The organism is Mesorhizobium sp. M0909, assembly GCF_040319515.1.
Classification (GTDB): domain Bacteria; phylum Pseudomonadota; class Alphaproteobacteria; order Rhizobiales; family Rhizobiaceae; genus Mesorhizobium.
The window spans coordinates 1-22,295 of sequence record NZ_JAMYOA010000037.1 but is presented as its reverse complement, the minus strand read 5'-3'; the positions used below and the strand labels follow the sequence as shown (position 1 = coordinate 22,295).

At 59.7% G+C, this 22,295-nt stretch carries 20 protein-coding genes; 15 read left to right on the top strand and 5 right to left on the bottom strand.

Annotated features, from left to right (window positions below):
• Positions 1-2,418 precede the first annotated feature (2,418 nt).
• The gene (locus tag NKH83_RS31775) at positions 2,419-2,754 is read left to right on the top strand and encodes a hypothetical protein (protein WP_502895655.1); all 336 of its coding nucleotides are present in this window, start codon (positions 2,419-2,421) and stop codon (positions 2,752-2,754) included.
• Positions 2,755-2,879: 125 nt separating this feature from the next.
• On the opposite strand, the gene NKH83_RS30685 is transcribed toward NKH83_RS31775, so the two are convergent.
• Positions 2,880-3,599, bottom strand: a complete 720-nt coding sequence (locus NKH83_RS30685) for a winged helix-turn-helix domain-containing protein (RefSeq protein WP_352808835.1) — start codon at positions 3,597-3,599, stop codon at positions 2,880-2,882.
• Between the two features lie 571 nt (positions 3,600-4,170).
• Between NKH83_RS30685 and NKH83_RS30680 the strand changes: the two genes are divergently transcribed.
• The 8 genes from NKH83_RS30680 to NKH83_RS30645 all read left to right on the top strand — a co-directional run bounded on the left by NKH83_RS30680 (position 4,171) and on the right by NKH83_RS30645 (position 11,526).
• Positions 4,171-5,550, top strand: coding sequence for an alpha,alpha-trehalose-phosphate synthase (UDP-forming) (locus tag NKH83_RS30680; RefSeq protein ID WP_352808832.1), 1,380 nt, complete (start codon positions 4,171-4,173; stop codon positions 5,548-5,550).
• 232 nt (positions 5,551-5,782) lie between these two features.
• Positions 5,783-6,715: a LysR family transcriptional regulator gene (locus NKH83_RS30675; RefSeq protein ID WP_352808840.1), complete on the top strand. Its 933-nt coding sequence runs from the start codon at positions 5,783-5,785 to the stop codon at positions 6,713-6,715.
• A gap of 290 nt (positions 6,716-7,005) precedes the next feature.
• On the top strand, positions 7,006-7,701 hold the full coding sequence (locus NKH83_RS30670; RefSeq protein WP_352808829.1) for a helix-turn-helix domain-containing protein: 696 nt from the start codon (positions 7,006-7,008) through the stop codon (positions 7,699-7,701).
• A gap of 140 nt (positions 7,702-7,841) precedes the next feature.
• Positions 7,842-8,717 carry an Evf family palmitoylated virulence factor gene (locus NKH83_RS30665; RefSeq protein WP_352808826.1) on the top strand — a complete coding sequence of 292 codons (876 nt, stop codon included), beginning with the start codon at positions 7,842-7,844 and terminating at the stop codon, positions 8,715-8,717.
• 172 nt (positions 8,718-8,889) lie between these two features.
• Complete coding sequence (locus tag NKH83_RS30660) at positions 8,890-9,528, top strand: glutamate acetyltransferase (protein ID WP_352808823.1); 639 nt, start codon at positions 8,890-8,892, stop codon at positions 9,526-9,528.
• A gap of 136 nt (positions 9,529-9,664) precedes the next feature.
• Positions 9,665-10,372: a DUF1906 domain-containing protein gene (locus tag NKH83_RS30655; RefSeq protein WP_352808820.1), complete on the top strand. Its 708-nt coding sequence runs from the start codon at positions 9,665-9,667 to the stop codon at positions 10,370-10,372.
• Positions 10,373-10,622: 250 nt separating this feature from the next.
• Complete coding sequence (locus NKH83_RS30650) at positions 10,623-10,973, top strand: recombinase family protein (protein ID WP_352808817.1); 351 nt, start codon at positions 10,623-10,625, stop codon at positions 10,971-10,973.
• Positions 10,954-11,526: a Sua5/YciO/YrdC/YwlC family protein gene (locus tag NKH83_RS30645; protein WP_352808815.1), complete on the top strand. Its 573-nt coding sequence runs from the start codon at positions 10,954-10,956 to the stop codon at positions 11,524-11,526. The genes NKH83_RS30650 and NKH83_RS30645 overlap by 20 nt, the downstream gene beginning before the upstream one ends.
• 305 nt (positions 11,527-11,831) lie before the next feature.
• On the opposite strand, the gene NKH83_RS30640 is transcribed toward NKH83_RS30645, so the two are convergent.
• Positions 11,832-12,743, bottom strand: coding sequence for a DMT family transporter (locus tag NKH83_RS30640; protein WP_352706716.1), 912 nt, complete (start codon positions 12,741-12,743; stop codon positions 11,832-11,834).
• Between the two features lie 135 nt (positions 12,744-12,878).
• Here NKH83_RS30640 and NKH83_RS30635 point away from each other — a divergent pair, with 135 nt between their 5' ends.
• Positions 12,879-13,763, top strand: a complete 885-nt coding sequence (locus NKH83_RS30635) for a LysR family transcriptional regulator (protein WP_352808838.1) — start codon at positions 12,879-12,881, stop codon at positions 13,761-13,763.
• A 622-nt stretch (positions 13,764-14,385) separates the two neighbouring features.
• Entirely contained in the window at positions 14,386-15,582 is a 1,197-nt protein-coding gene (locus NKH83_RS30630; protein ID WP_352808812.1) for a DUF932 domain-containing protein, read from the top strand.
• 527 nt (positions 15,583-16,109) lie between these two features.
• Here NKH83_RS30630 and NKH83_RS30625 read toward each other — a convergent pair.
• Together NKH83_RS30625 and NKH83_RS30620 are read right to left on the bottom strand one after the other, a co-directional pair.
• Positions 16,110-16,355, bottom strand: coding sequence for a DUF5615 family PIN-like protein (locus NKH83_RS30625; protein WP_352808810.1), 246 nt, complete (start codon positions 16,353-16,355; stop codon positions 16,110-16,112).
• A complete protein-coding gene (locus NKH83_RS30620) occupies positions 16,352-16,972 on the bottom strand; it encodes a DUF433 domain-containing protein (RefSeq protein WP_352808809.1) in 621 nt (206 codons plus the stop codon). Before NKH83_RS30620 ends, NKH83_RS30625 begins: the two co-directional genes overlap by 4 nt.
• Before the next feature lie 184 nt (positions 16,973-17,156).
• Here NKH83_RS30620 and NKH83_RS30615 point away from each other — a divergent pair, with 184 nt between their 5' ends.
• From NKH83_RS30615 to NKH83_RS30600, 4 genes are all read left to right on the top strand, one after another.
• Positions 17,157-19,307, top strand: coding sequence for a ParB/RepB/Spo0J family partition protein (locus NKH83_RS30615; RefSeq protein ID WP_352808807.1), 2,151 nt, complete (start codon positions 17,157-17,159; stop codon positions 19,305-19,307).
• Positions 19,308-19,411: 104 nt separating this feature from the next.
• Complete coding sequence (locus NKH83_RS30610) at positions 19,412-19,813, top strand: UCP036055 family protein (RefSeq protein ID WP_352808804.1); 402 nt, start codon at positions 19,412-19,414, stop codon at positions 19,811-19,813.
• A gap of 114 nt (positions 19,814-19,927) precedes the next feature.
• Positions 19,928-20,332 (top strand): hypothetical protein, encoded by a 405-nt coding sequence (locus tag NKH83_RS30605; RefSeq protein WP_023803708.1) that lies wholly within the window; start codon positions 19,928-19,930, stop codon positions 20,330-20,332.
• A 133-nt stretch (positions 20,333-20,465) separates the two neighbouring features.
• Positions 20,466-20,957 carry a DUF1419 domain-containing protein gene (locus tag NKH83_RS30600; protein ID WP_352808801.1) on the top strand — a complete coding sequence of 164 codons (492 nt, stop codon included), beginning with the start codon at positions 20,466-20,468 and terminating at the stop codon, positions 20,955-20,957.
• Between the two features lie 547 nt (positions 20,958-21,504).
• On the opposite strand, the gene NKH83_RS30595 is transcribed toward NKH83_RS30600, so the two are convergent.
• Positions 21,505-21,900, bottom strand: a complete 396-nt coding sequence (locus tag NKH83_RS30595) for a hypothetical protein (RefSeq protein WP_352808799.1) — start codon at positions 21,898-21,900, stop codon at positions 21,505-21,507.
• Positions 21,901-22,295: the final 395 nt, after the last annotated feature.

The following is a 22,295-nucleotide window of genomic DNA, read 5'->3' as shown; positions in this document are numbered from 1 at the left end:
CGGACTGGGTGTCACGCGTGGGTAAGCGCGACACCGATCTGGCTCGCCGGTTTCTGGCGGATAAGCAACTGCGCATATCGTTCGAACGACGGCCTCATTTCGGGGCACGGGATGACAAAGCGGCGCCAATGGCGTGAACAGTTCGGCGTTCAAGACACATGGCAAGGAGATGATAGCACGTTACGGTTGAAGAGCTGGCAAAAGGCAGGCTGTGGTGCAAGCGAAGGCGGGTTGGCCGCCCTTTTCCAGCGACCTTCCTCTTTTCCAACCCGACTACGACTGACTTACCTGTTTTCTGACGCAGCCGGAGACGGAGGCACTCAGTTCATACAGCCGTAAATTACCGGCGTCATCGTCCGTGCAACGCTACAGGGAATGCTCGACAGCATTGTAATGCCATTCCGCCGACGCGGCCATGGCTTCAATGAACGCGAGTTTGACGGTAGCGACTAAGCAACCGAACCGTGGCGCCAATGACCTTCTGAGCTTCCTCCCATTTCGGAAGATCTCGTTCCCCAACACGCGTGGCGATCGCGGCCAGTATCCAACCTACGCAGCTGATGTCTTCGGCAGCCTTCAGTTTCTCATGCTGCAGGATGCAAGCTTCAATGCCCGGTCGGGGCGGAGACCCGGGCGTAGTACGCTCAGCGATTAGCTGCAGACCGGCGTCGTAGGCGGCGCAAATTTTAATTCTATCGCCCCTTTCCGATTTCATCACCACATTCGCCCAAAGGGCCAACTCAGTTAAAAGATCGGTTACTTCATCTCTCATTAAAAACTGCCGCTGTTTTCTTCATGAAAGGAAATTCCACGATCCAGATAGCGCGTGGCCCGGACAATGAGCGAGGTATTTTCGGGGTTTGTTGTTATCGAGCGAACCACTCCTTCTAAGCTTGCCGAGAATGTTAGTCAAAACGCTCAGTTTGCTCGGCAGGATCGCCGTCTAGACACAGCGGGCAAACATACGCATGCGGTTTCGTCACCACCAAGACCACCGATGGCTTATGGCAGCGATCACAGGCAAAATCCCGGTGTGCAGTAGGCCAAACGTCATTTTCTATCTTTAGAGCACGGAGCCCCCTCGTTTGGCAGCCGTCATCTTGCTGCCAGCCGGCGGAGGGCGCTGGGCTGGCACAGTGGTCTCGGGTTTAATGCGGAGGTATGGGAAAGAGAGGCTCTCCCGGCTCACTGCGCCAGCAATGGTATCGGCACTCACAGGGGCGTCCCAGGTTGATTGGTGGCCCGTAGCGAGAAGACTCGATCGGGCGGGTTTGGCTGATTACTCGCATTCTGACCGTCGAATTCAAGAATAGTGTTGCCCTTGAGATAACTCTTCGCGCTTGAGTTGCACGTATGCAACAGTCACTGCCGACCTGCGAGGAGCGGAAAATCCCGAAACCTTGTCGGCGCCGCGAGAGGCCCCTTATTTGAAATCGCGTCTTGGCTTGCGACCTGGATGCCTCGCGCGAATATGCCGGTCTGATGGTACAGGCGAAGGCGACTGGTAAAGCGATGGGCAAAGCCGAAGGTTACGTCGCCGCCACAGCCGCTGCTCGCGAGTTCGTAAGTCGCCACCCGAGACATAAGTCCATTCGAGTCTGGTTGGTGCCACAGTCAATCCATTGGGAGCATCGCTGAACCCAATAGTTCAACGAAACGTCGGTTTAAAGATTTAGTCCATGGATGCAAAGATGTAAAGTTGGACGCATGCTTATGAGTGGCTTTGTTATTCTGGGTCGCACGGTTGGCCCAGAGCACCCGGAAATTCAGACGCTCTTGCGTCACGCGCGGGACAAGCAGGCCCGCGTCTTGTGTTTGTGTCGCCATCCGGAGTGCCGATGTACATCGCCGCCGTCCATCCCCATAGGATCTTCAAAGCCCCCGGCTGGGGTGGATGCACGAAGGTGGGCACGCGAACCACCTGTCGACCCGGTGGTCCGGCGAATACAGGCGTGACGTTAGCGCGTCTAGGGCGCCATCCGTGGGGACACGAGCTTGGCATGCCCGTCTCGAGTCAAGTCACCCCAGCCGAGACCCAGCGCTTGTTGTTTACGCCGCATGCGGAGGTGAGCGGCTTTCGGATTACGATCTACGCGCGCTTCCCGCTGGCGAAGCTGGATTGAACGGTAACAAGGGGTTGCCGTTCAGACGCTCTCGGATTTTGGTGCGAGAACAAAATCGAAAACGAGCTCAGGCTGGCCAGACTTTGGCTCCCGCAGACCAACCGCGGAAGCTACGGCCGCTTGGGCACGTTCAGCGAACGTGCCAGGTGTCATTCCGAGTGCTTTCTCCAACAGACCGCCCGGCAGCCTCACCAGCTGACGAAAAAGCGCTGCAGCTCTTGTCGCGTGGCGCGCCGCACCGACACGCTTTCCCTCTCGGATCTTCACCCCGGACGCCGCCAACAGGATCAACCCCTTGAAGAACAAACGATGTTGGGCGCTTTGTTTGGGCCAACAGCCGACGCTCCAAATCCGTGCCTTTGTCGAGCACGTCTTCGCGCAGCAGAAATCCCGAATGGGTTTGTTCGTGGGCACGATCGGCATCGGGCGGGCCAGACCAAGATCGGCATGGCCAATCTCGCCTCGCCCGCATGGCACCAGGGGCGAACTGCGCCCGCATGACGGCGAAGGCGGCGCAAACCGCCACCGCGATGCCAAAATCGGCAATCTCAACAACCAACTCCGAAGCGATCGCCGTCATCAGTCCACGCAGAAATCAGCGCGGCCCTACCGGTCCGCGAAACGCCGGTAGTACGAGGTGCCCAGGTGGCTGGAGGCCATTCCTATGAAGGCAAAGCCTGACCCTATTCGTGATATTCTGAAGCGCCTGCAGTGGTGCTGGGTCACGTTCGCTTCCCGCGCGATCTTGCCCGTCCATCAACCACGGCGCGTCCTTAGTTCCTCAATATTCACGACACTGTCGAAAATATACCCCGCGCCGCGCTCGGTGCGGATATACTGCGGGCGCGGCGCCTTATCCTGCCCCAACTTACGGCGAAGGCGGACGATAAGAACATCGATGCTGCGGTAGTAGACCTCCTGATCATAGACACGGGTCGCCATCAGAAGCTGCTCACGTGAAAGGACCCGACCTGGGTTCTTGAGAAAGGCCATCAGGAGGTTGAACTCGCCGGCGGTGAGCTTGACGTCAGGATCCGTTCCCCGGCGCAAGCTCCGACGCTTGGTGCTAACTCGCCAGTCATCGAAACGGTAGATGGTGTTTCGGTCACGCTCCGGCCGCTGGCGCATAGCGGCGCGCACGCGGGCGCGGAACTCCGTAAGCCCGAAGGGCTTAGTAATGTAGTCGCGAGCGCCGGTTTCGAGGCCAATCACCTTGTCGGCCTCATCTACGTAGTCACCGCTGATGATGATGATCGGAAGATCCCTCTTGGCACCAAAATCTCGAACGAACTGCAAACCGTCCTCTCGGCCGTAGCTCAGGTCGACAATTGCTAGATCAATCGCTTCAGAAGCCATATTGCTGGCGGCCTGCTGGCGGTTTTCGACCGCTCTGATGTTAAACTCATGCTTAGACAAGAAGCCCATAAGCGGTTCTCTCGTCAACGCGTCCTGACCGACAATGAGAATGTTCTTCATGGTCACTTCCTGTTGACTGCAGCTTGGGCTGCCGGGGGGCGGTAACAGTCAAATTAGTGACGCTCAGCAGGTGGGACAATCTTCTTCAGGCGTATTGCGGAATAGCGCAGACAAATAAGTCCTATGCGGAGTTCCTGCTGCGCAACAGTGCCCCCAAAGCCTGCTAGTTTTTGATGGATTGTCCGTCCTCTGCGACCACTCGTTCGGCAGACCGGGTTTATCCCCGCTGAGATTCGTATCACTCGGGTCCTCTGGCACCATCACTGGAGCGCTTTTGCACCCAAATTCCCTCCCGGTGGCTCCAATTCAGTTCAGCTTTGTTTCAATTTAAATCGCTGAAAAGTTGACATCCGTATGGATTCGTCGAGATTTATTGATCAGACGCACAACTCGCCTTGATCTTAATCCCCTGTCTATAGGAAACTTATGATGATCAACCCTTTATATAATTCCAATCCCCTTTCTAGACCCATGCTATTCTTTCTTTTGAACTTGCATGTCTTATTGTGCAGATCGCTCAGGGGGCGGAGCTTTCATGAACGGCGGGATGTCCGAGAGCAGGAGAGTGGAGATGAGTAGACTGGTCGTAGTCTCAAACAGGGTTTCGCTGCCCGACGAGCATGGTTCCCCGCCGCCAGGCGGGATGGCGATTGCGCTGAGCGCTGCGCTCCGGCGAAGGCACGGCCTATGGATGGGCTGGTCGGGGAAGGTGAAAGCCGGGGAGGACCCGTCAGGGCCGATCTCACGCCGGGAGGCCCGCGGGATCAGTTATGCGCTTACCGATCTCTCGCAGACAGATTTGGACGACTATTACTACGGCTTTGCCAACCGGGTTCTTTGGCCGGTTTTCCACTGCCGAGTCGACCTCGCCGAGTATTCCGAAGCACGAATGTCCGGATATCAGCGCGTCAACCGACTGTTTGCAAAGCTGTTGCAGCCGCTCATCAGCGACGACGACGTCATATGGGTGCACGACTATCACCTGATCCCGCTTGCGAAAGAACTGCGGAACCTCGGCTGCGGCAATAAGATCGGCTTCTTTCTGCACATTCCGTGGCCGGCGGCGGACATCCTCTTCACCGTACCGCACTATGATGATTTGCTACGCGGGCTTTCGTGCTATGACCTCGTCGGCTTTCATACCGATGACGATCTTAGTAACTTAGCCGAATGCTTGCGCCGTCAGGGGTTACCGGACCCCATCACAAACGGTGTGTGCCAAGCCTATGGACGTGTGTTTCGCTGCGGCGTTTTTCCGATCGGCATCGACACGGCCGAGTTCGAACGACTGTCCGAGCAGGCGGCGCGCAGCGAAACTCTGCAGGAGCCCTCTCAGAGGATTGCCGGTTGTAAAGTCGCGATCGGCGTCGACCGCCTCGACTATTCGAAGGGCATCGAGAAGCGCATCGTCGCGTTTGACAGCTTCCTGCGGAGCAACGACCACCGCATCGGCAAGACGCAACTGCTGCAGATCACACCGAAATCCCGCACGGAAATACCGGCATATCTGGCGATGCAAAAGGACGTCGCCGAGCGGGTGGGGCGCGTTGATGGCGAACTCGGAACGATCGATTGGATGCCCGTCCACTACATCAACCGGTCCGTTGGACGCAGCGAGCTCGCCGGTCTATACCGCATGGCACGCGTCGGCCTGGTCACGCCGCTCCGCGACGGCATGAACCTTGTAGCTAAGGAATATGTCGCCGCACAGGACCCACAGAATCCAGGTGTTCTCGTGCTTTCGCGTTTTGCCGGCGCAGCCAGAGAGCTAGGCGGAGCGATCCTCGTCAATCCCTACGATCCGGAAGCGATGGCGAAGGCCATCGAAGAAGCCCTGAACATGCAGTTAGATGAGCGGATCGATCGTTGGCGTGCGATGATCGGCCGGCTCCGCGAATACAACGTCTATCGCTGGTGCGACGACTTTCTCTTAGGCCTGGATCAGCGCTGAGCTTTGCCGCGTTCCTGGGCCTAGCTTCGCCAGCATGAGGCTGACCGCGACCAAGTGAATCAGGGAGCATTTCGGCCTCGCTGAGCGATGCCGAATGTGCTGACGCTAGCGCGAGCACACCGCTTACTAAAAAGAGGAGAAGGCCGTGGATGAGCTCGCTTGCAGTCGCAAAACTTCACAAAAGCGGGCGCAGCCGTTTGTCGCGGAACCTCGCGCCACACGGCAGCGGCAAATGCTGGCGTCGATTGACCTGAACTTGCTGTTTGCTCTCGAAGCGCTGCTGGAACACCGCAGCGTCACGCATGCGGCTCGACACGTGGGCTTGAGCCAGCCCTCGATGAGCCGAGCGTTGAGGAGGCTGCGTGGCATTTTCAACGACGATCTTTTGGTTCGCGGCTCCATGGGCCTGGTTCCGACCCCGCAGGCCCAACGCTTGAGCCGAATGCTGCCGCCGGTGCTGGATGCGATCCGCGGGATAGTGAACGGCAGTCTTGCCCAAGCCAATTGGCGATCGAAGGCGATAATGGCGATGCCCGATCATCAAGGACTGGTCCTGCTGCCGCGGCTCCTGCCCCGGCTGCGCCAGCACGCGCCTCATCTGGACGTCGTCATCGATCCGCTTCTCTCCGGCGCGATGCGGCGGCTTGAGCTAGGCGAGATCGATTTGGCTATAGGGCAGATTAGCGCCTCGCCGCCCGGATACTTGAGGCGCAGCCTCTACTCCGACCGGTTTGCCTGCCTGCTGCGCCACGACCATCCAGCCCTGGCGCGGGAATGGACAATCGAGAGCTTCGCGGCCTTGCGCCACGCAGCCATTGCCTTGGACTCCAAAGACGGCTTCGGCCGGGTGCATGACGAACTGGTCAAGTTAGATCTCCAGGGTCGCGATCCGGTGTTGGTTTCCAACATCTTGACGGCCGCGTTGGCGATCGCGGCGACCGATCTGCTGTTGATTGTACCACGCCGCGTCGCGACCAGGATCGCCGCCTTGCTGCCGCTAGCGATTATGGATCCGCCTGTGCAATTGACACCCTATCAAGTCGCGCTGATTTGGCACGAGCGTTCCCATCGCGACCCGGAGCATCGTTGGCTGCGCCACGAGATCGCCGTCGCCGCGGCGGCGGGAACAGAGCAAAATATCCCAACTGGGAAGGCAAATGACTGATGAGTCGCCTAGGCAAGAAACGTGATCCGAATCCGGGGCTATCGTCAGGATGTGACGGAAAAAGTTTATTGCCCTGCTCGCCCGTTGGGAGGGGAAGCTGGCTCTGCTGTGCCAGCGCATTGAAACCATGCCGGTTTCGACAATTTGAAGCGAGGCAACAGGGTCAGACGAGAAGGTATCATACGCGCAGCCATCTATATACAGGCCAAAAACCGCCTCTCTTCGACCGCCATTCGGCCGCGCCAAGCCTTCCACAGGCCAGCTTCCCATGGTGTCTGTGAGGTGCCTGCATGCTGGCAGCATATCTTGGATCGGACCCCGAAGCATGCAAGTCCTTGGCACTAATCGCGGGTTCTCTGAGGCAGATCGATATCCTTGATCACCGTTTATTGCGGGCAGGGCGCTCCGCGCAGATCGTCATCGTCGATTGTCGCGAACCGATTCACGACAAGCACGGGCGTGCGAAGCTCTCGCCCGAACCTGTGAAACTGGCTCTGGTTCTGGAAGAGAGCCTGGATCGACAAGCGGTCTTCTCCAACGGGTATTCCGATTACCTGTTGTGGCCGCTCACCGAGCAGGAAGTTCTGCGCAGACTTACCGCCTGCATCGTTCAGTTCGCGCAGCGTTCTACCCCGCCTTTCTTCTCAGCCGATCCAATCGTTCAGAATTCATGCAGTCTGCTGGCGCAGCGGGTCGATCAGCAGATCACCCTCGTCGAATTGGCGCGAATGGTAGGGACCAACAGGACAACGCTCACCACCCGTTTCGAGACATCGTTTGGCTGCGGGCCAATGACTTGGCTACGGCGCTACCGGATGACGGAGGCTGCTGACCGGTTGCGTAACGGGCATGAAAGCATCGCCAAGGTCGCCGAATCCTTCAGCTACGAGAACAGCAACAACTTCTCCACAGCCTTCAAAGCGTTTCATGGCCTCTCGCCACTGCGCTATCGCAAAATGATACGGCGCAGAGAAAAGCCTGTCTAACGCAAAGGTGGGGGCCGGAGCGAATTGGTATAAGGCGACGCAGGCACGCAAAGATCATCTCATCTCCGAGGCGTTTCCACGCTTTGGGCACCTTTTAAGCTCTCGACCAACGCTCATGTCTCACAGCAGGAGGATAAAGCATGTCGAACGCATTTTCAGTGAATGTTCAAGAGCATGAACAGCGCTATTCCAAAGAACACTATGAGGCGGCGTCCGCATTTTTCTACGCCAAGCCCCTTGTTTTGGCCCAGTTAGATGCTGCGCCCCCCAGTGACGACACGATCGCCAACGCTCAAGGGACAGTGCAGTTTCACCTCATCGGCCAAAAAACCGAAGATCCGACGTACAGCGGAACCCTCAATGAGAATCAGGACAATCTACTGGCAATAGGAGGAATTATTAACGACTACATGCATACCCATTATGCGAACATCGATGCACAGAAGCTTGATATCAACACATGGACCGATGTTGTTGGCAACATTCCAGATCTCTCTATCGGCGGGCAAAAACAGAAGAGTTTTTCAAAAAAGGTGGTCGGGACGTCGGTCTCAGCTACTTTCCTCTCGCTGATTGCCAAGGCGATCATTACCGACGGGGCATCGTTGCTGCTGGATTTCCAGTCCTTCCTTACAGAAATGGGGAACCTCACCTTCAGTGCAAACGGCAAGGCGCAGCGATACAAGGCGCTGACATGCACCTACCAGAGCTACCTTCTCGATAATGGGGCAGGCGGATATTACGACTACGGAGCAATCGTTCTGCGGCAGATCGAGTTCAAAGAGCACTTCCTCGAGCTGAAATCCTCTTGTTCGTCGACCCACTACGTCAGCGTCGACATGGACTATGCCGAGGTCACCAATCTCGTTCAGACCCGTCGGATCCGCAAAGGCGGCCCCGATCACGAAAACTTCCAGGAGCTTGTGAATAAGAACTCCACCGACCAGTTCAAGAAGGCCAAGAACTTTTTCAACGGTGGCTCGACGCCGCAACAAGACATCAAGCCGCAGGTCTGATCGTCAGGCCTTTGATCGCGAAAGCAGCGCACCCAACCAACAGCGTGGATTTGGACGAACGTCGCCCGCATCATGGATGATAGAGCGGTCCGGTAAGCCCTTGCGAACTACCGATGCTCTGTCGCGCCCCCGGTGCCGGCGAACTCCGGTCCCGCTTCCATAGGAAGCAGACATGAACCCATTCGCAAAAACAGCTGCCGGCCTTTTCCTGGTGATCGGCCCGCAGAGCAGCCAACCGCTCGAGGCGGAGAGGATTTGCTCTGCCATAGTCCAGAAACTATTCGAAGACCCAACCCGGACTCTGGATTCTCGAGCATGGCAGAATGCCGCGCAAATGGTACCGAACCAGGTGGAAACCGCCACGACTTCAAGAACGCTGAACCGCACGATGGACGTGGCGGAATTGCCCAGTGCCTTTGCGTCAATTTGCGCGAATGCCGCCGACGGCAATGAAGCTGGCGTCGGTCTGGCAAAGGCAATCCGTAGCTATCTGAGCAAACACGGCGAACCGACGGCGTTCAATTGCCTCGTCCTAGATCAATCCGACTCCGCGGAAGTCCGTCTATCTTTAACCTGCCTTGCCGTGGTCGAAGTTGGAAGCGCTGACAGTCTCGCCATCACCTCGATATTGCTCTCCGCATCGCTGAACCTGTCAAACAAGCAAACGCAATCCACTATCGCGCAGGTTTTCGGCCGTTTCAGCTCGCCGAGCGACTCACCGTACTACCTGCGCTTGTTCTCCAGCCGGCGGTCCCACAGTCAGAGACGTAGCGACATTCTGCAGCAGACCGAGGGGCAAACAGAGGTATAGCTGATTGCGTCTGCGCCGCGTTGGTGGCTGCGGGAAATGACATCAAAAGGCTGCGCGAAGAAATAGCGTGGGAGGGTGAGGTGACCGTATAAACTGCGCATTTTCCATATAATTTCGGCCTTCGGGGAGACGGACTATGCACGATATTATCGACGTCGCGCAGAACGTCGGCGATTTTGCTGTGTGCTTGGCAGAAGCTGGTGTCAATACAGTAATCCGGTACTACAACCATCGGAATAGTACACCATTTCCCTCAAAATGTCTGACAGGGGAGGAACTCGCCGCCCTTCATGGTGCTGGAATATCGGTAGCTGTGGCCTTCGAGCAGCGGGGTGGCTCGGGCGGCAATATCAGAGACTTGCATGGTGCGGCTGGAGAGCGAGACTCCGGTCGTGCGCTTGATCTGGCCGCCGCGTTGGGACAGCCCGAAGGCTCCGGAATCTATTTTGCAGTCGATTGGGACTACCACACACCACAGCATCTTGCACGGATAGCACCCTACTTCAGGAGTGTGCGGAATGCGTTGGCTGGCCGTTATCTCGTTGGCGTTTACGGATCGGGCACGGTCGGACACCACATGAAGCGCCAGGGGCTGGTGGACCATATATGGCTCTCTGGCTCGTTGGGATGGTCCGGAACGAGACAAGCGCTCAAGCAGGGGGATTGGTCGCTTTTCCAAAAGTTTATGGAAAAGCGTTCCGAGATCGGGGGCTTCGGATACGATGGAAATGTCGTCAATCCGGCCCTTGAAAACTTTGGTCAATTTGGGCCGGCAGGTACTCTCCCCTCTCGCGACGCGAAGGAACGTCTGCGTTGTTCAAAGTTGCTGCGCGAGGAGCGCTAAATCTTCGCTCCCGGCCGGGTAAGAGCTTTCGCATGGTCAATTCCTCCCCAACGGTACAAGGCACGCCCACGCCTTGTCAGGCTGCTTCTCCCGCTGCGTCTTCGTCATCGATATCCCGGCATCGTTCATCCCTTCACAAACCGCTTGCCTTACGGCGCCATAATGAAAGAGGATTATGAAAGGCTCCGCACCTGTATTCTCGTGGACACCCTCGGCCTTCCATAAACGACCGTTTGCGAAAGGAACCAGAGTGCTGATCGGCTACGCCCGCGTGAGCAGAGGCGACGACCAGTCGAACACGGCGCAGGCCAGGGCGCTCGCCGATGGCGGGTGCAAGCGTATCCTCAAGGAGGAGGCCTCCGGCGGTCGCTGGGAGCGGCCGGAATTGCACAGGATGCTTGATCATTTGAGGGAGAGCGACACTGTCGTCGTCTGGAAGCTCAACCGTCTGTCTCGCTCACTCAAGGACGTTCTCACGATCATGGAGCGGATCGAAGCCACCAGCGCCGGTTTCCGCTCGCTGACAGAAGCGATCGACACGACGACAAGCCGGCCAGTGCCGGAACCGAGCGGCGCCGATCGTGCTGGTGAAGCGCCGTGACAGCTGCGGCGTTGCGGCGGGCGTGGCGCCGCAGCACGAGCGGCTCGGTTTCATGCTGCCCTACACGCCGTTGCATCATCTCTTGCTGCGGGCGCTGGACGGTCCGGTGGTGATGACCTCCGGCAATCGCTCGGGCGAGCCGCAATGCACGGACAATGACGAGGCGCGGCAGGAGCTTGCCGGGATCGCCGACTTCTGGCTGATGCACGACCGCGAGATTGTCAACCGGCTCGACGACAGCGTGGTGCGATTCGACGGGCACGGCATTTCGGTGTTGCGGCGCGCGCGCGGCTTCGCGCCGGAGCCGCTGGCGCTGCCGGCGGGCTTCGATGGCCCGGTCAGGGCGCTGGCTGCGGGCGGCGACCTAAAGGCCGCGTTCTGCCTGGCGGGCGACGGCAACGCGCTGCTGTCGCAGCATCTCGGCGACCTCGACGAGCTGAAGAACCAGAACGCGTGGAGGCAGGCGTTGGGGCTGTATCGAAGCCTGTTCCACACACGAAGCCGGACCTCATTGTGGCCGACCGGAATCCGGGCTACCGTTCGACCCAGCTGATGTTACTCTGCCGGCGATGATGATGAGGGTTTCGGCCAGGTGCTAAACATCATTGGCCGCTTCCTGCGCAGTCGTCGAACGTACGCGGGGCCGAACGTCTTCCCCCCACGGGTCTTTCCAAATCGTCACACTCAACCTGTCTCAAGGGAGATCGTTGTCATCTCCTGATGCCGAATGTCTCAATTTTCCCAAGTTTGGCAAAATTGAATCGCAGACTTTTGCAGCGTGCGAAGGTCAAGCAGTTTTGCGACAGTAGCAAAGAGCCCGAAGCCATCATCCGGCCTCGGTGCTCCAATATATCGCCGCTAACGCCGGATGACGATAATCCCGGCCAGTGCGATGAGAATGATACCGAGCATGGAAGCCGCATCCAGACGTTCCGAGAACAGCACGACGCCCCATAGCACTGCGAAGGCTAGATATGAAAAGTCCCAAGTCGAGATGATCGAGGACGGTCCCAACTGGTAGGCGATGGCCGTGCCGACGCTGCCGATCAGCATCGTCATGCTCAAAAGCCCGATCAGCGCGCATTGGGTCCAGCCCATTGGAATCCACGCGCCCATGAACAGGCTTTGTCCACCCTCGCTCCCTGCCATCACGGTCGCCAAGCTAGCGCTGCCCCCGAGAACGATCGCTATCAGGTTGAAGATCAGCGCCAGAACGAAGGGGTTTTCGCCACGGCTCTTGGTGCGCGTCAGCACCATCGCCAGAGCGTAGAGAATTGCAGAAACCAGCGGCATCACGGCATGGATGCCAAGGTCGCCGGCCTGCGGCTTCTGCATGAGCAGCACACCGATGAAGCCGAGGGCGACTCCGACCCAACCTTGCACCCCGACAGGTTCCCTGATCCAGAAGGCCGCAAAAAGGGTAATGAACAGCGGGATCGTGTAATAGACCGCCGCCGCCATCGAGAAATCGAGGCGCGGTAGCGAAGCGTAATAGATCAGCAGGCTCGACAGAAGCAGGCTGCTTCGCACGATGGCCCAGCCAGGATAGGCTGGGCGCAACGACACCTGCGGAAAGCGCCATTTCAGGATCGAGATCAACAAGGGCAGCGTGACGCAGGACCGCAGGAAAATGAACTGCGACAGCGGCATGTCCGAGATCGTGACCTTGATGATCGCATCCGCGATGGAAAGCGTCAGGTCCGTGAAAACCATCGCCGCAATGGCGATGCCCACCCTGTCCGCCTTGGGGGCCGTCTGACTGATCGACATTTTTCGCGTTCCCTGCTTCGGGTGCCGAGGCTACCGAGCCAAGAACGTTCCAACAATTCCGATCATACGGAAATTTTGTCCGTGTTATTGTACAATGAGCAACGACACGAGACAGGATGCGTCGCTTTGTACAGCGTGGACGACATGATCCTTCTGGCCGAAGTCGCCGAAACGGGCAGCTTTACTCGCGCCGGGGGGCGGATCGGGATGCCCAAATCTACCGTCAGCCAGCGCATCGCCCAGCTTGAAGCACGTCTGGGGCTGCGGCTTCTCAATCGCTCCACCCGGCACGTAAGCCTCACCGGCAGCGGCCAGGTCTATCTCGAATACTGCCGCCGCGTTCGCGCTGAGGTCTCGGCCGCGGACATGGCGATGACCAACCTGAAGGAACAGCCTGTCGGGACGCTGAAGATCACCTGCCCAGAGGTAACTGCCACCTATTTCATGCCGACCTTCCTGCACGGATTTACCACGCAGTTTCCCCGCATCGCCGTCGAGCTGATCGCCACAAACCGGGATCTCGATATCATCCGCGAGCGGGTTGATTTCGCTTTTCGCGTCGGCACGACCACAGGTCAGGACCTGATCGTGCGGCGTGTCTCTTCGATCAAACGGGTTCTCGTCGCCGCGCCAGCCTATTTGGCGGCTGGCAGTCCTCTTCGGGGACCGACCGATCTCCTGCATCGCCGCTGCCTGGTGCATGATGCGCAGCCCGAATGGGTGTTCTCGTCAGACGAGACACCGATTGTCCTGCGACCGCCGCCGGCCGCCACCTCGGATTCCATGGGGTTCCTGCTGCAATCCTGCATCGCGGGCGGCGGGGTCGCACTCCTTCCCGCTTACGTGTGCCAGCCGTCCGTGGCGGTCGGCCGCCTTGTGGAATTGCTCCCGGGCTGGGAAATTCCACCCTATGAAATGATGCTGATCTTTCCCAACCTGAAGAACCAGTCCAAGGCGCAGGCCGCATTCCGCGATTATGTGAATACCTTCGACTTTTCAGCGTTTGCCGTTGGGCGATAACTAGAACTTCTCAAGTCCTACGGTCGCATTGTTCCGTGTCGTGGAATGTCTAACTGGATCGAAAGCCGGACCAGGCATGGACATGAGCCAGTTTGCAAAAAGCGCGGCAGCTTTGTTCCACGGCGTTTCTTTGAGCGAAACAAGATAGACGTTACCGGGGCGTTGATCTTCCCCAGGCAGGAGCTCAACCGGTTGGCCGCGGCGTACCTGTTCGCTCGCCGTGCCAATCCAACCCAACGCTATTCCGCTGCCAGCCAAGGCAGCCTGCCTCATCATGAGGTGGTTGTCGAACACAGGACCCGGCAGCCCCTTCCGACACGTTTACCCCGAAGTGCTGGAACCATTGCTTCCAGTCGAACCACGTCTTGTCATCAACCCTGGCATGCTTCCTTTGGGGTTGCCCTCATAGTGGGGTAATCACAACAAAACTTGGTGCGGCGGTCAAGCCGCCAGAATGAGCTCGTTTGGCGGTGCTTGGTGTCGTCCCCTAACGCGGCCGCTTCCGCAATGCCGACGCTTCTGGTGGCGCGCGGATGCCGACAGAGGAAGAGCGTGGGTGGGCTGCGGTGGCGGGTGAAGGTCCGGGAGAGAGTCTCCCGGCGCCCGCCGAGGAGCTCCAACCATGACACAGATGGAAATTCACACGCCCACCCGCAACGAGCGTGCCGGTTACAAGGTCGACGTCAGCCGCGGTCAGCGCATTGGCCGCGTGTCGTCAGAATGGTTCAACCGGCCGGCGGACGAGCGATACCTGTCGCTCACCGACCTTCGGAATTCGGTGAAGGCCCGGTCGGAGCGCAGCAAGACCCGCATCGTCGAGAGTGAGCTGATCCGCGTCGAGGCCAGCCGCGACGATCCGGAGCGCCTGAGGTTAATGCTGCCCGATGCGCCTGCCCCAGTTGCCCCCACGCATTGGAGTTTTGGCCAACTCGCCAGCCTGGTAGGTGCACCGGCCACCTATCTGCGCCAGCTTCCGGCCCCGCTCGCGGCGATCAACCTTCAGCACGGTCTCCTCAACCGCCGCGCCGAGCAGGTGAAGACGCTGGAAATCGAGAACGGACGCCTCGAGCTGCGAGCGGTTACAGGTCCGGACTATGGCAGGATTTTCGATGAAGAGCTGATCGCGGCCGTCCAAAAAATCGCCGGCAACGGTACCGGCGACACCCGCTGGAAGATTCCTGGCGTGCTCGACTGGTCAACCGGAATCTACAATCCGAATGTCGACATTTCCAATGCCACGACGACGCTCTATGCGTCCGACCGTGATGTCTTTGTCTTCCTCGTCGACGACCTGAATCCGATCGAAGCCGGCAAGCTGCCCGATGGCTCGCCCGACGTCTTTTTCAGGGGGTTTTATTGCTGGAACTCGGAGGTCGGCGCCCGCACGCTTGGAATCGCCAGCTTCTATCTACGTGCAGTGTGCCAGAATCGTTGCCTCTGGGGCGTGCAGGATTTCCAGGAAATCATTATCCGGCATTCCAAATATGCCGCCTCGCGTTTTGCCCTGGAAGCCGAGCCAGCGCTGATCCAGTTCGCGGAGTCTTCGCCCATGCCGTTCGTCAATGGCATCAAGGCTTCGCGGGAGCGTGTCGTCGCTCGGGACGACGAAGATCGCCAGAGGTTCCTGCGCAAGCGCGGCTTCTCCAAGGCGGAGACGACGAAGATCATCGATGCCGTGCTTTCGGAGGAAGGGCACCCGCCCGCCTCGATTTTCGACTTCGTGCAGGGCATTACACGGGTGGCGCGCGGCAAGCCGCACCAGGATGTTCGCCTGGAGATGGAGGGCAAAGCCAAGAAGCTTCTCGATCTGGCAGCATGATACTGCTGCGCGCGGCGGGAGTAGGTAACGTCACCGGGCTGCTGATGCCGCCAGTTTCGAACATGTGCATCGCTGCGGCGCGCAGCACACGGCCTGCGCTGCCGGTCTGGCAAACACATCTCTCAGGTCTAAGTGTGCGCCGCACAAAATCGCAATGCTGCTATGCACAATTAATGCTTCTCGGCTGCGCGGAAGGGAGTAGCCTGTCGGTATCGAGTTTCGTCCGGGTCACCTCCTCCCGACCTTGGCGATCAGGGACGGCATTTATTCCTCCCGAATGCTGTCGTCCAAATCAAGCCCGCCGCACCTCCTCCCGCGGCGGGCTTTTTCGTTATGCGAGCGGCGGCTTCTGGCAGCCCGATTGCAGGAAACGAATTCGGAGGTCCGTCAGTCGGGTAGATTGAACCGTTCGATGGTGATGGTACGCGCGACATCCACCGTAATCTCCAGCACTTCGTTTCATGCCTCCTCCCCACCGAGGTCCGAAAGGGCGAGATGAAAGAGCCTGTGCTGGAGATCGAGGCTCATCAGGCTAGGGCGGTGTTGAAGGCGACCAGCCCGACATGCAGCTCCTCGCGGCGATAGAGGCCGCGAAAGTCGGTCGTGTTGTGCGTGACGAGCACATAGCCGTCATCGACCGCGCGCCGGGTCACCATATGGTCCTTGGCGCCGGCGAGGCCCAGCCAGCGCACATGGCTCGACTCGGGAAAACCCCGTTCGCGCGCCAGTTTCGCAAGCTCTGGGCTCAGGCATTCGTCGATCAGGAATTTCACGAAACGGCCGGCAGATCGTCGAGACGGATTGTGCGTGTCGACTTCGCCGCCGTGCTGCGCCACGCCGGCTTGACCGGCGGACGGCCACGCCGCGGATAGGCGAGCGCATAGTCGGCCGCGAGCCTGATCCGGTCGAGAGTCAGTTGCGGATAGGCGGCACGGATCGTCTCGGGCGTATCGCCATTGGCGAGCATGTCGGCAACGTCATGAACAAGTACGCGTGTTCCCACAAAGGCCGGCTGACCGCCAACTACCGCTGGATCGCGCGCCACCATGGCCTTGGCTTTCCTCAGCCGGCTGAGGCCGGTCCTTACCCCGGCAGTGATCGGCTTCAGGTCGACCTTAAGCGGATCGTCCGCGACCACGGGCTCAACATCATCGGCAATGGCGTGCTCAACGATCCGCCGCCGCGCGGCAGGCGTCAGCGTCTCCGCCGTCAGCCAGGCGAGGCGTAGGCCGACGAGACCCGCTCCGATGATGACGCGGCTGCCGCGGCGTGTCTCGACACGGCCGCGTAGCAATCCGGCATCGATGATGCGATGCACCTGCTTAAGCGGCACCTGCGTTACCGCCGCCGCCTCATTGGCGGTGAGCACTTCGGTGCTAAACCCTGGCATGACAATAATCCTTCCACGTTCATGGAAGATATATAGTCACTCTGCCGTCCGCAGTCCAGCGAAGCTTTGCGGCAGGCGGCCGGCGCCGGCGCGAGGCCTGGAGGCAGAGGGGGGAGGGGAGATTCCTGACGGGCTTGGAGGTTCGGGGAGAGGCCCCGGGCCGCCCGTCATGGAGAACCTGACCATGGCAAAGAACGCCATTCAGAAGATCGCGATGAACGCCGCGGAGAATATTCCCTATGACAGACTGATGCTGTCGCAAAAGAATGTTCGGCGCATCAAGGACGGCGTGTCGATCGAGCAGCTGGCCGAAGACATCGGACGGCGAAAGCTCATCCAGAGCCTGAACGTCCGTCCCGTGCTCGACGGCGAGGGCGAGGAGACCGGCATGTTTGAGGTGCCCGCCGGCGGCCGTCGCTATCTCGCGCTCGGCATCCTCATCAAGCAGAAGCGCTTGGCGAAGAACGAGCCGATCCCTTGCATCGTCAACCGTAAGCAGGAGACCTCGGCCGAAGAGGATTCGCTTGCCGAAAACCTGCGGCGCGCCGACCTGCACCCGCTCGACCAGTTCCGGGCCTTCAAGACGCTCAGCGATCAGGGCCTCGATCCGGAGGAGATCAGCGCCCGCTTCTTCGTATCGCCTGCGACGGTGAGGCAGCGCCTGCGGCTGGCATCGGTGTCGCCGAGGCTTCTCGGTCTCTACGAGAAGGACGAAATCCGGCTTGAGCAGATCATGGCGTTTTCGATATCGGACGATCACGCGCGCCAGGAACAGGTCTGCGAGCGGATATCCGGCTCGCACGCGCAGGAACCCTATTACATCAGGCGCCTGCTGACGGAGACCACGGTCCGGGCCGATGATCGCCGGGCCGTCTATGTCGGCGCCGAGGCCTATGAGGCGGCCGGCGGCGTCATTCTTCGCGACCTGTTCGAGCAAGATTCCGGCGGCTGGTTCCAGGATGCCGCACTTCTTGAGCAGCTTGTCTTCGACAGGCTGACGGCCGACGCCGAGGCGATCCGGGCCGAAGGCTGGAAATGGGTCGAGGCGGCAATCAGCTTTCCCTATGGCCACACCTCCGGCATGCGGCGCATCTACGCCGAGGCGCAGGAGCTCAGCGCCGAGGAGATCGAACGCTACGACGCGCTAAAGGCCGAATATGACAAGCTGGATGCGGACTATGCCAAGGCCGAGGATGCCGACGAAGCAATCGAGGCGAAGCTCGACCAGCTGGGTGCCGATCTCGATGCGATCGACGACCGGCCTCAAAGCTACGATCCCGCCCAGAAGGCCATTGCCGGAGTGTTCGTGACGCTTGCCGCGGACGGCAAGCTCCAGGTCGACGCCGGTTTCGTGCGGTCCGAGGACGAACCGCGGACCGAAACCGGCGATGTCGGTGAGGGCGAGGAGCAGGATGCTGAAGACGAAGCCAGATCCAATGGCGACGATGATGGCGATGGTGTTGTCGTCAAGGGCAAGCCGGTGAATGACAGCGCTAGTGACGACGGCGAGGACGATGGCATCAGGCCGCTGCCCGATCGGCTCGTCTTCGACCTGACGGCGCAGCGGACGCTTGCACTGCGCAACGCGCTCGCCGGTGACGTCGACATTGCCTTCGTCGCCGCACTCCATGCCTTCGTCCTGCAGGTCTTCTATCGCTTCGCGCCGGACACGTGCCTGGAGATCAGCCTGAAGAGCGGCGGCTTCAGCCAGGTCGACGGTCTTGCCGAGACATCCTGGGCCAAGGAGATCGCCGAGCGGCACGAAGCCTGGGATCGCGATTTGCCCGATGAGGCGGATGGCCTGTGGAACTTCCTTCTCGGCCTCGACGAAGCAAGCCGCAAGGCGCTGTTCGCGCACTGCGTCTCGCTGACCCTCAATGCGGTGGTCGAACCCTGGAACAGGCGACCGAAGGCGCTCGAGCATGCAGACGTGCTTGGCCGCTCGCTCCAGTTCGACATGGTCAACGCCGGCTGGACGCCAACGGTCGAGTTCCTCGGGCGGCTCACCAAGGCGCGGATTCTACAGGCCGTCCATGAAGCGCGTGGCGCAGACTCCGCGCAGCTGATCGACCACATGAAGAAGGACGTCATGGCGCGTGAGGCCGCGCGTCTTCTCGAAGGGTCGAACTGGCTGCCCGAGCCGCTGCGCCTTCAGGTCGATGAAGTGGTTACCGATGCTGGCGACGCGGTCGCCGGCGACATGTCGGACGAGGCAGCTCGCGACGGCGATGTCGCCGAGCTGCCGGCCTACCTCGCCGACGATGCGGATCCGTCCTCCGATGAGCCGGTGACCATCGACGGCGACGAGGCCCACCACCTCCAGGCCGCCGAATAACCGGCGTCACGCTCGCACCAGGCCCGGCACTCCCGCCGGGCCAATTTTTGTTTTCCGCATGGAGAAATCCACATGTCAGCACATATCGTGTACGAATCCGCCCCTTGGGGAGTGTTATCCGATACCGCGACGGCGCGGCGAAGCCGCCGGCTCGCTTCACCAAGAAGCTCGTGGCCTGGGGAAGCCGCAACGGCGTCGGTCGCCTGGTCAGGAAGCAACCGCCGCGCGAGCGCGCGACCTCTAGCTCGCCGGCCACCTTCACCCTGCATGAGGGCGATTTCGGGCAGGGCGGCATCATAGTCGTCTCGGTCAGGCGCACCTGGTCCGTCGAGAATGACCTGCGTTTTGAGATCGTCGAGCGTCCCACGATCGGCATGGTCCGCGTCCTGCAGGAACTCGGCGACAGCCCGGAGCTGCTCTATCTCGCCAAGGATCGCGAGGCGGCCGAACGCTGGCTCGCCAGCAATTCGTACAGCCAAGCCTATCGAAGAGGTCTCCACCGATGAGGTCGGCGCCGATGTCATCGAGGGCCGCGCGGCCGTCTGATCGCTTCACCGCATAGAACCACCCCGACGACGGGCCCGGTATCGCGTGAGCGGTCGCCGGGTCTTTCCCGTTTCATGGAGATCGACATGCTCGACTGGAACAGAAGCTGCGCCTATGACGACCAGCAGAAGAGACGTTTTCACACGACAGCCCGCTCACGGCTGAAGAAACTCGCCACCGAACTTGCCCTGCCGCAGGGAAGCTTTGACCTGCGCTCAAACAAGGCGGGCATAGCCGTTTCCGGTGAAATCACCCTGCACCATGACCGCGCCTACATCCAGGTCGGTCAGTTCGGTTTGTCCTCAGGTCACGGCATCCTGATCCGCACCTGCAAGGGCCGCAAGGACTATACCGGCGGGGCCAATCACTTCGTTGCGCTCGGCATGCTCGACGACATCCCGGCGCTCGCGGCCGCCGTGCGTGCCATCACCGGGGTTGGTCGAGACAGTCCGCGTTCCTCCGAACGACGCGCCGCCTGAACCCTGCAAACCCCATCATCGCCGGTGCACGCGCCGGCCGCAGGGTCGGCCAGTCGACAGCCACAACACCACCAAGCAGTTGCGACGACGCGGTTCATGCCGTGGGTGGCCGACCTGCGTTCAGGAGAACGCCATGACCGCACACCCACCCTTCAGGAAGGTGCTCGACGGCGTCGCAACCCGCGAAGAGATGTTTTCGCTGTTCAACCGGCATCGCGATGATGCCGGGGTCGATCCCCTTTGCGGCTCGATTTACGCTGCGGAATGGTTCGAGATTCTTGAAAGTGAATATCGCTTCATGCTCGCGCTGCTGCCGCCGGTCTTCCAGCGCACCGGCATGTTCGGGCTGTCCGAGTATAAGGCCGGATATGTGACCAGTATCTTCTTCTCGATCCGCATCCACGGCCGCGAACGCTGGTTCTGCGACCTTTCAGATAAGCGCAGCCCGGATGCTATGCGGGCGGCCATCGCCGCCTATGAGACTGGTGCGGTCGACAGCATGACGCGCGAGGAAAAGCTTGAGGCGATCACGAACATGACGCCTGTCGAACTCAGGGGCATTGCCCGCATCCTGATCCCGAGACCGGTGGGCCGAACATCGCGGCAAACGCACGATTCTCATTAACGCCGGAAGGCATGATGCTGTCTTCAAGCTGCTTGATGATCTGTCGGATCTCGAGACTGACGAACTCCTGTCCTCCGCCCGATCAAGCCGGAACTCAAAGAAGGGAGGCGACGATAAAGGTTATCCCTGAGAGCTGCCGCTCGGAAGCGAAACGTCCCTATTAGCATGGTCCGCCTACTCCGCTGAAAATGGGCGCGTCGGATAGGCTATGCGGCGCGATGTCTATCGCGGAGGCGTTCTATCGGACGCCGACGGTCGAGACGCTCTCGCACATAACGATCGCTTGCACGCAGCCCTATCGCTTTCCAAGATACCGTGACGGCGACCGACATTGTTCAATCAGTGCTTCGCCGCCGGCCTGCGCATTTTCACGGTATTTGAGGCCAGCACCGGCGAGATGCTCGTAGTCAAGCGAGCCACGTATCAGGGTTAGACTTCAACTCGGATGATCCTGGTCAGCTGATCATCCTGGCAATCGCCCATAGCGAGGCCGTGTGGCCGAATGGCTCGACGATATGATCGATCAGTCGCCGAACAAAACTTCGGATCAGGACCTGCCGCGCGGGATGTATCCGGCATTGCGTAAGGCGTCGATGAACAGGCTGGCCGGGCCGGCGATACTCGTCCTGGCCTGCATCGGCAGCGGCAGAGTGTTCCAGTCCTCCAAGGGAGCGATAGAGCTGGAGAAATTGCCATTGACCATGCAATGGCTGATCGCCGAGCCCTGCTTATCCAGCGCCAGAATGCCTGTCTGGTTGCTTGGATATCGGACGGCGGCGATCCGCTGCATCTCCAAGTCGCCATCGATGCGCAAATCAAAAAGCAGGACGCCGTGGCTTCTGTTGGCGATTTCTGCGACTTTTTCCGCAAATCCAAGAGGAAGCGCACGAACGCTTTCGACCGCCATCCCGAAAATAATCGCGTCCAGCTCATCCGCCGCCATGAGAAGATTTGCTCCCAAGAAAATCAGGATTGCAATCGATGCAGTCGGTTGTGCACAGTCCTCGGATGCCGACGGCTGTTAGTCCCTTGTGCGTTTTGCCCCGCGGCAACGAATGACGGCGTGGGCGGCGCTCGATGCAGGGAGGGGCTTTACCGAAGCTGGAGCATGCGAGCCTCGTCAGCATGTCGAAATTTGTCAGCTGCCGGTGGATCGAGCGAAGTGGCCCCTGTGGATGGCAGGCATGGATACGCTCCGAAGGTCGCGTCAAATGAAACCTCGGCTCGCAATAGACGGTTTGGGTCCCGGTGATCTAGAGCACGTCCTGTTTAATCCGGTTCATATCCTGCGGCTTTGAAGTAGTTGGCACATTCGGCTGGGGTGAAGAGGTCGACGAC

Bases quoted from the DNA above. Each gene is read 5' to 3' on its own strand.
- NKH83_RS30685 (WP_352808835.1), bottom strand. From the start codon at position 3,599: ATGAAGAACATTCTCATTGTCGGTCAGGACGCGTTGACGAGAGAACCG.
- NKH83_RS30680 (WP_352808832.1), top strand. From the start codon at position 4,171: ATGAGTAGACTGGTCGTAGTCTCAAACAGGGTTTCGCTGCCCGACGAG.
- NKH83_RS30675 (WP_352808840.1), top strand. From the start codon at position 5,783: ATGCTGGCGTCGATTGACCTGAACTTGCTGTTTGCTCTCGAAGCGCTG.
- NKH83_RS30670 (WP_352808829.1), top strand. From the start codon at position 7,006: ATGCTGGCAGCATATCTTGGATCGGACCCCGAAGCATGCAAGTCCTTG.
- NKH83_RS30665 (WP_352808826.1), top strand. From the start codon at position 7,842: ATGTCGAACGCATTTTCAGTGAATGTTCAAGAGCATGAACAGCGCTAT.
- NKH83_RS30660 (WP_352808823.1), top strand. From the start codon at position 8,890: ATGAACCCATTCGCAAAAACAGCTGCCGGCCTTTTCCTGGTGATCGGC.
- NKH83_RS30655 (WP_352808820.1), top strand. From the start codon at position 9,665: ATGCACGATATTATCGACGTCGCGCAGAACGTCGGCGATTTTGCTGTG.
- NKH83_RS30640 (WP_352706716.1), bottom strand. From the start codon at position 12,743: ATGTCGATCAGTCAGACGGCCCCCAAGGCGGACAGGGTGGGCATCGCC.
- NKH83_RS30630 (WP_352808812.1), top strand. From the start codon at position 14,386: ATGACACAGATGGAAATTCACACGCCCACCCGCAACGAGCGTGCCGGT.
- NKH83_RS30620 (WP_352808809.1), bottom strand. From the start codon at position 16,972: ATGCCAGGGTTTAGCACCGAAGTGCTCACCGCCAATGAGGCGGCGGCG.
- NKH83_RS30615 (WP_352808807.1), top strand. From the start codon at position 17,157: ATGGCAAAGAACGCCATTCAGAAGATCGCGATGAACGCCGCGGAGAAT.
- NKH83_RS30605 (WP_023803708.1), top strand. From the start codon at position 19,928: ATGGAGATCGACATGCTCGACTGGAACAGAAGCTGCGCCTATGACGAC.
- NKH83_RS30600 (WP_352808801.1), top strand. From the start codon at position 20,466: ATGACCGCACACCCACCCTTCAGGAAGGTGCTCGACGGCGTCGCAACC.
- NKH83_RS30595 (WP_352808799.1), bottom strand. From the start codon at position 21,900: ATGGCGGCGGATGAGCTGGACGCGATTATTTTCGGGATGGCGGTCGAA.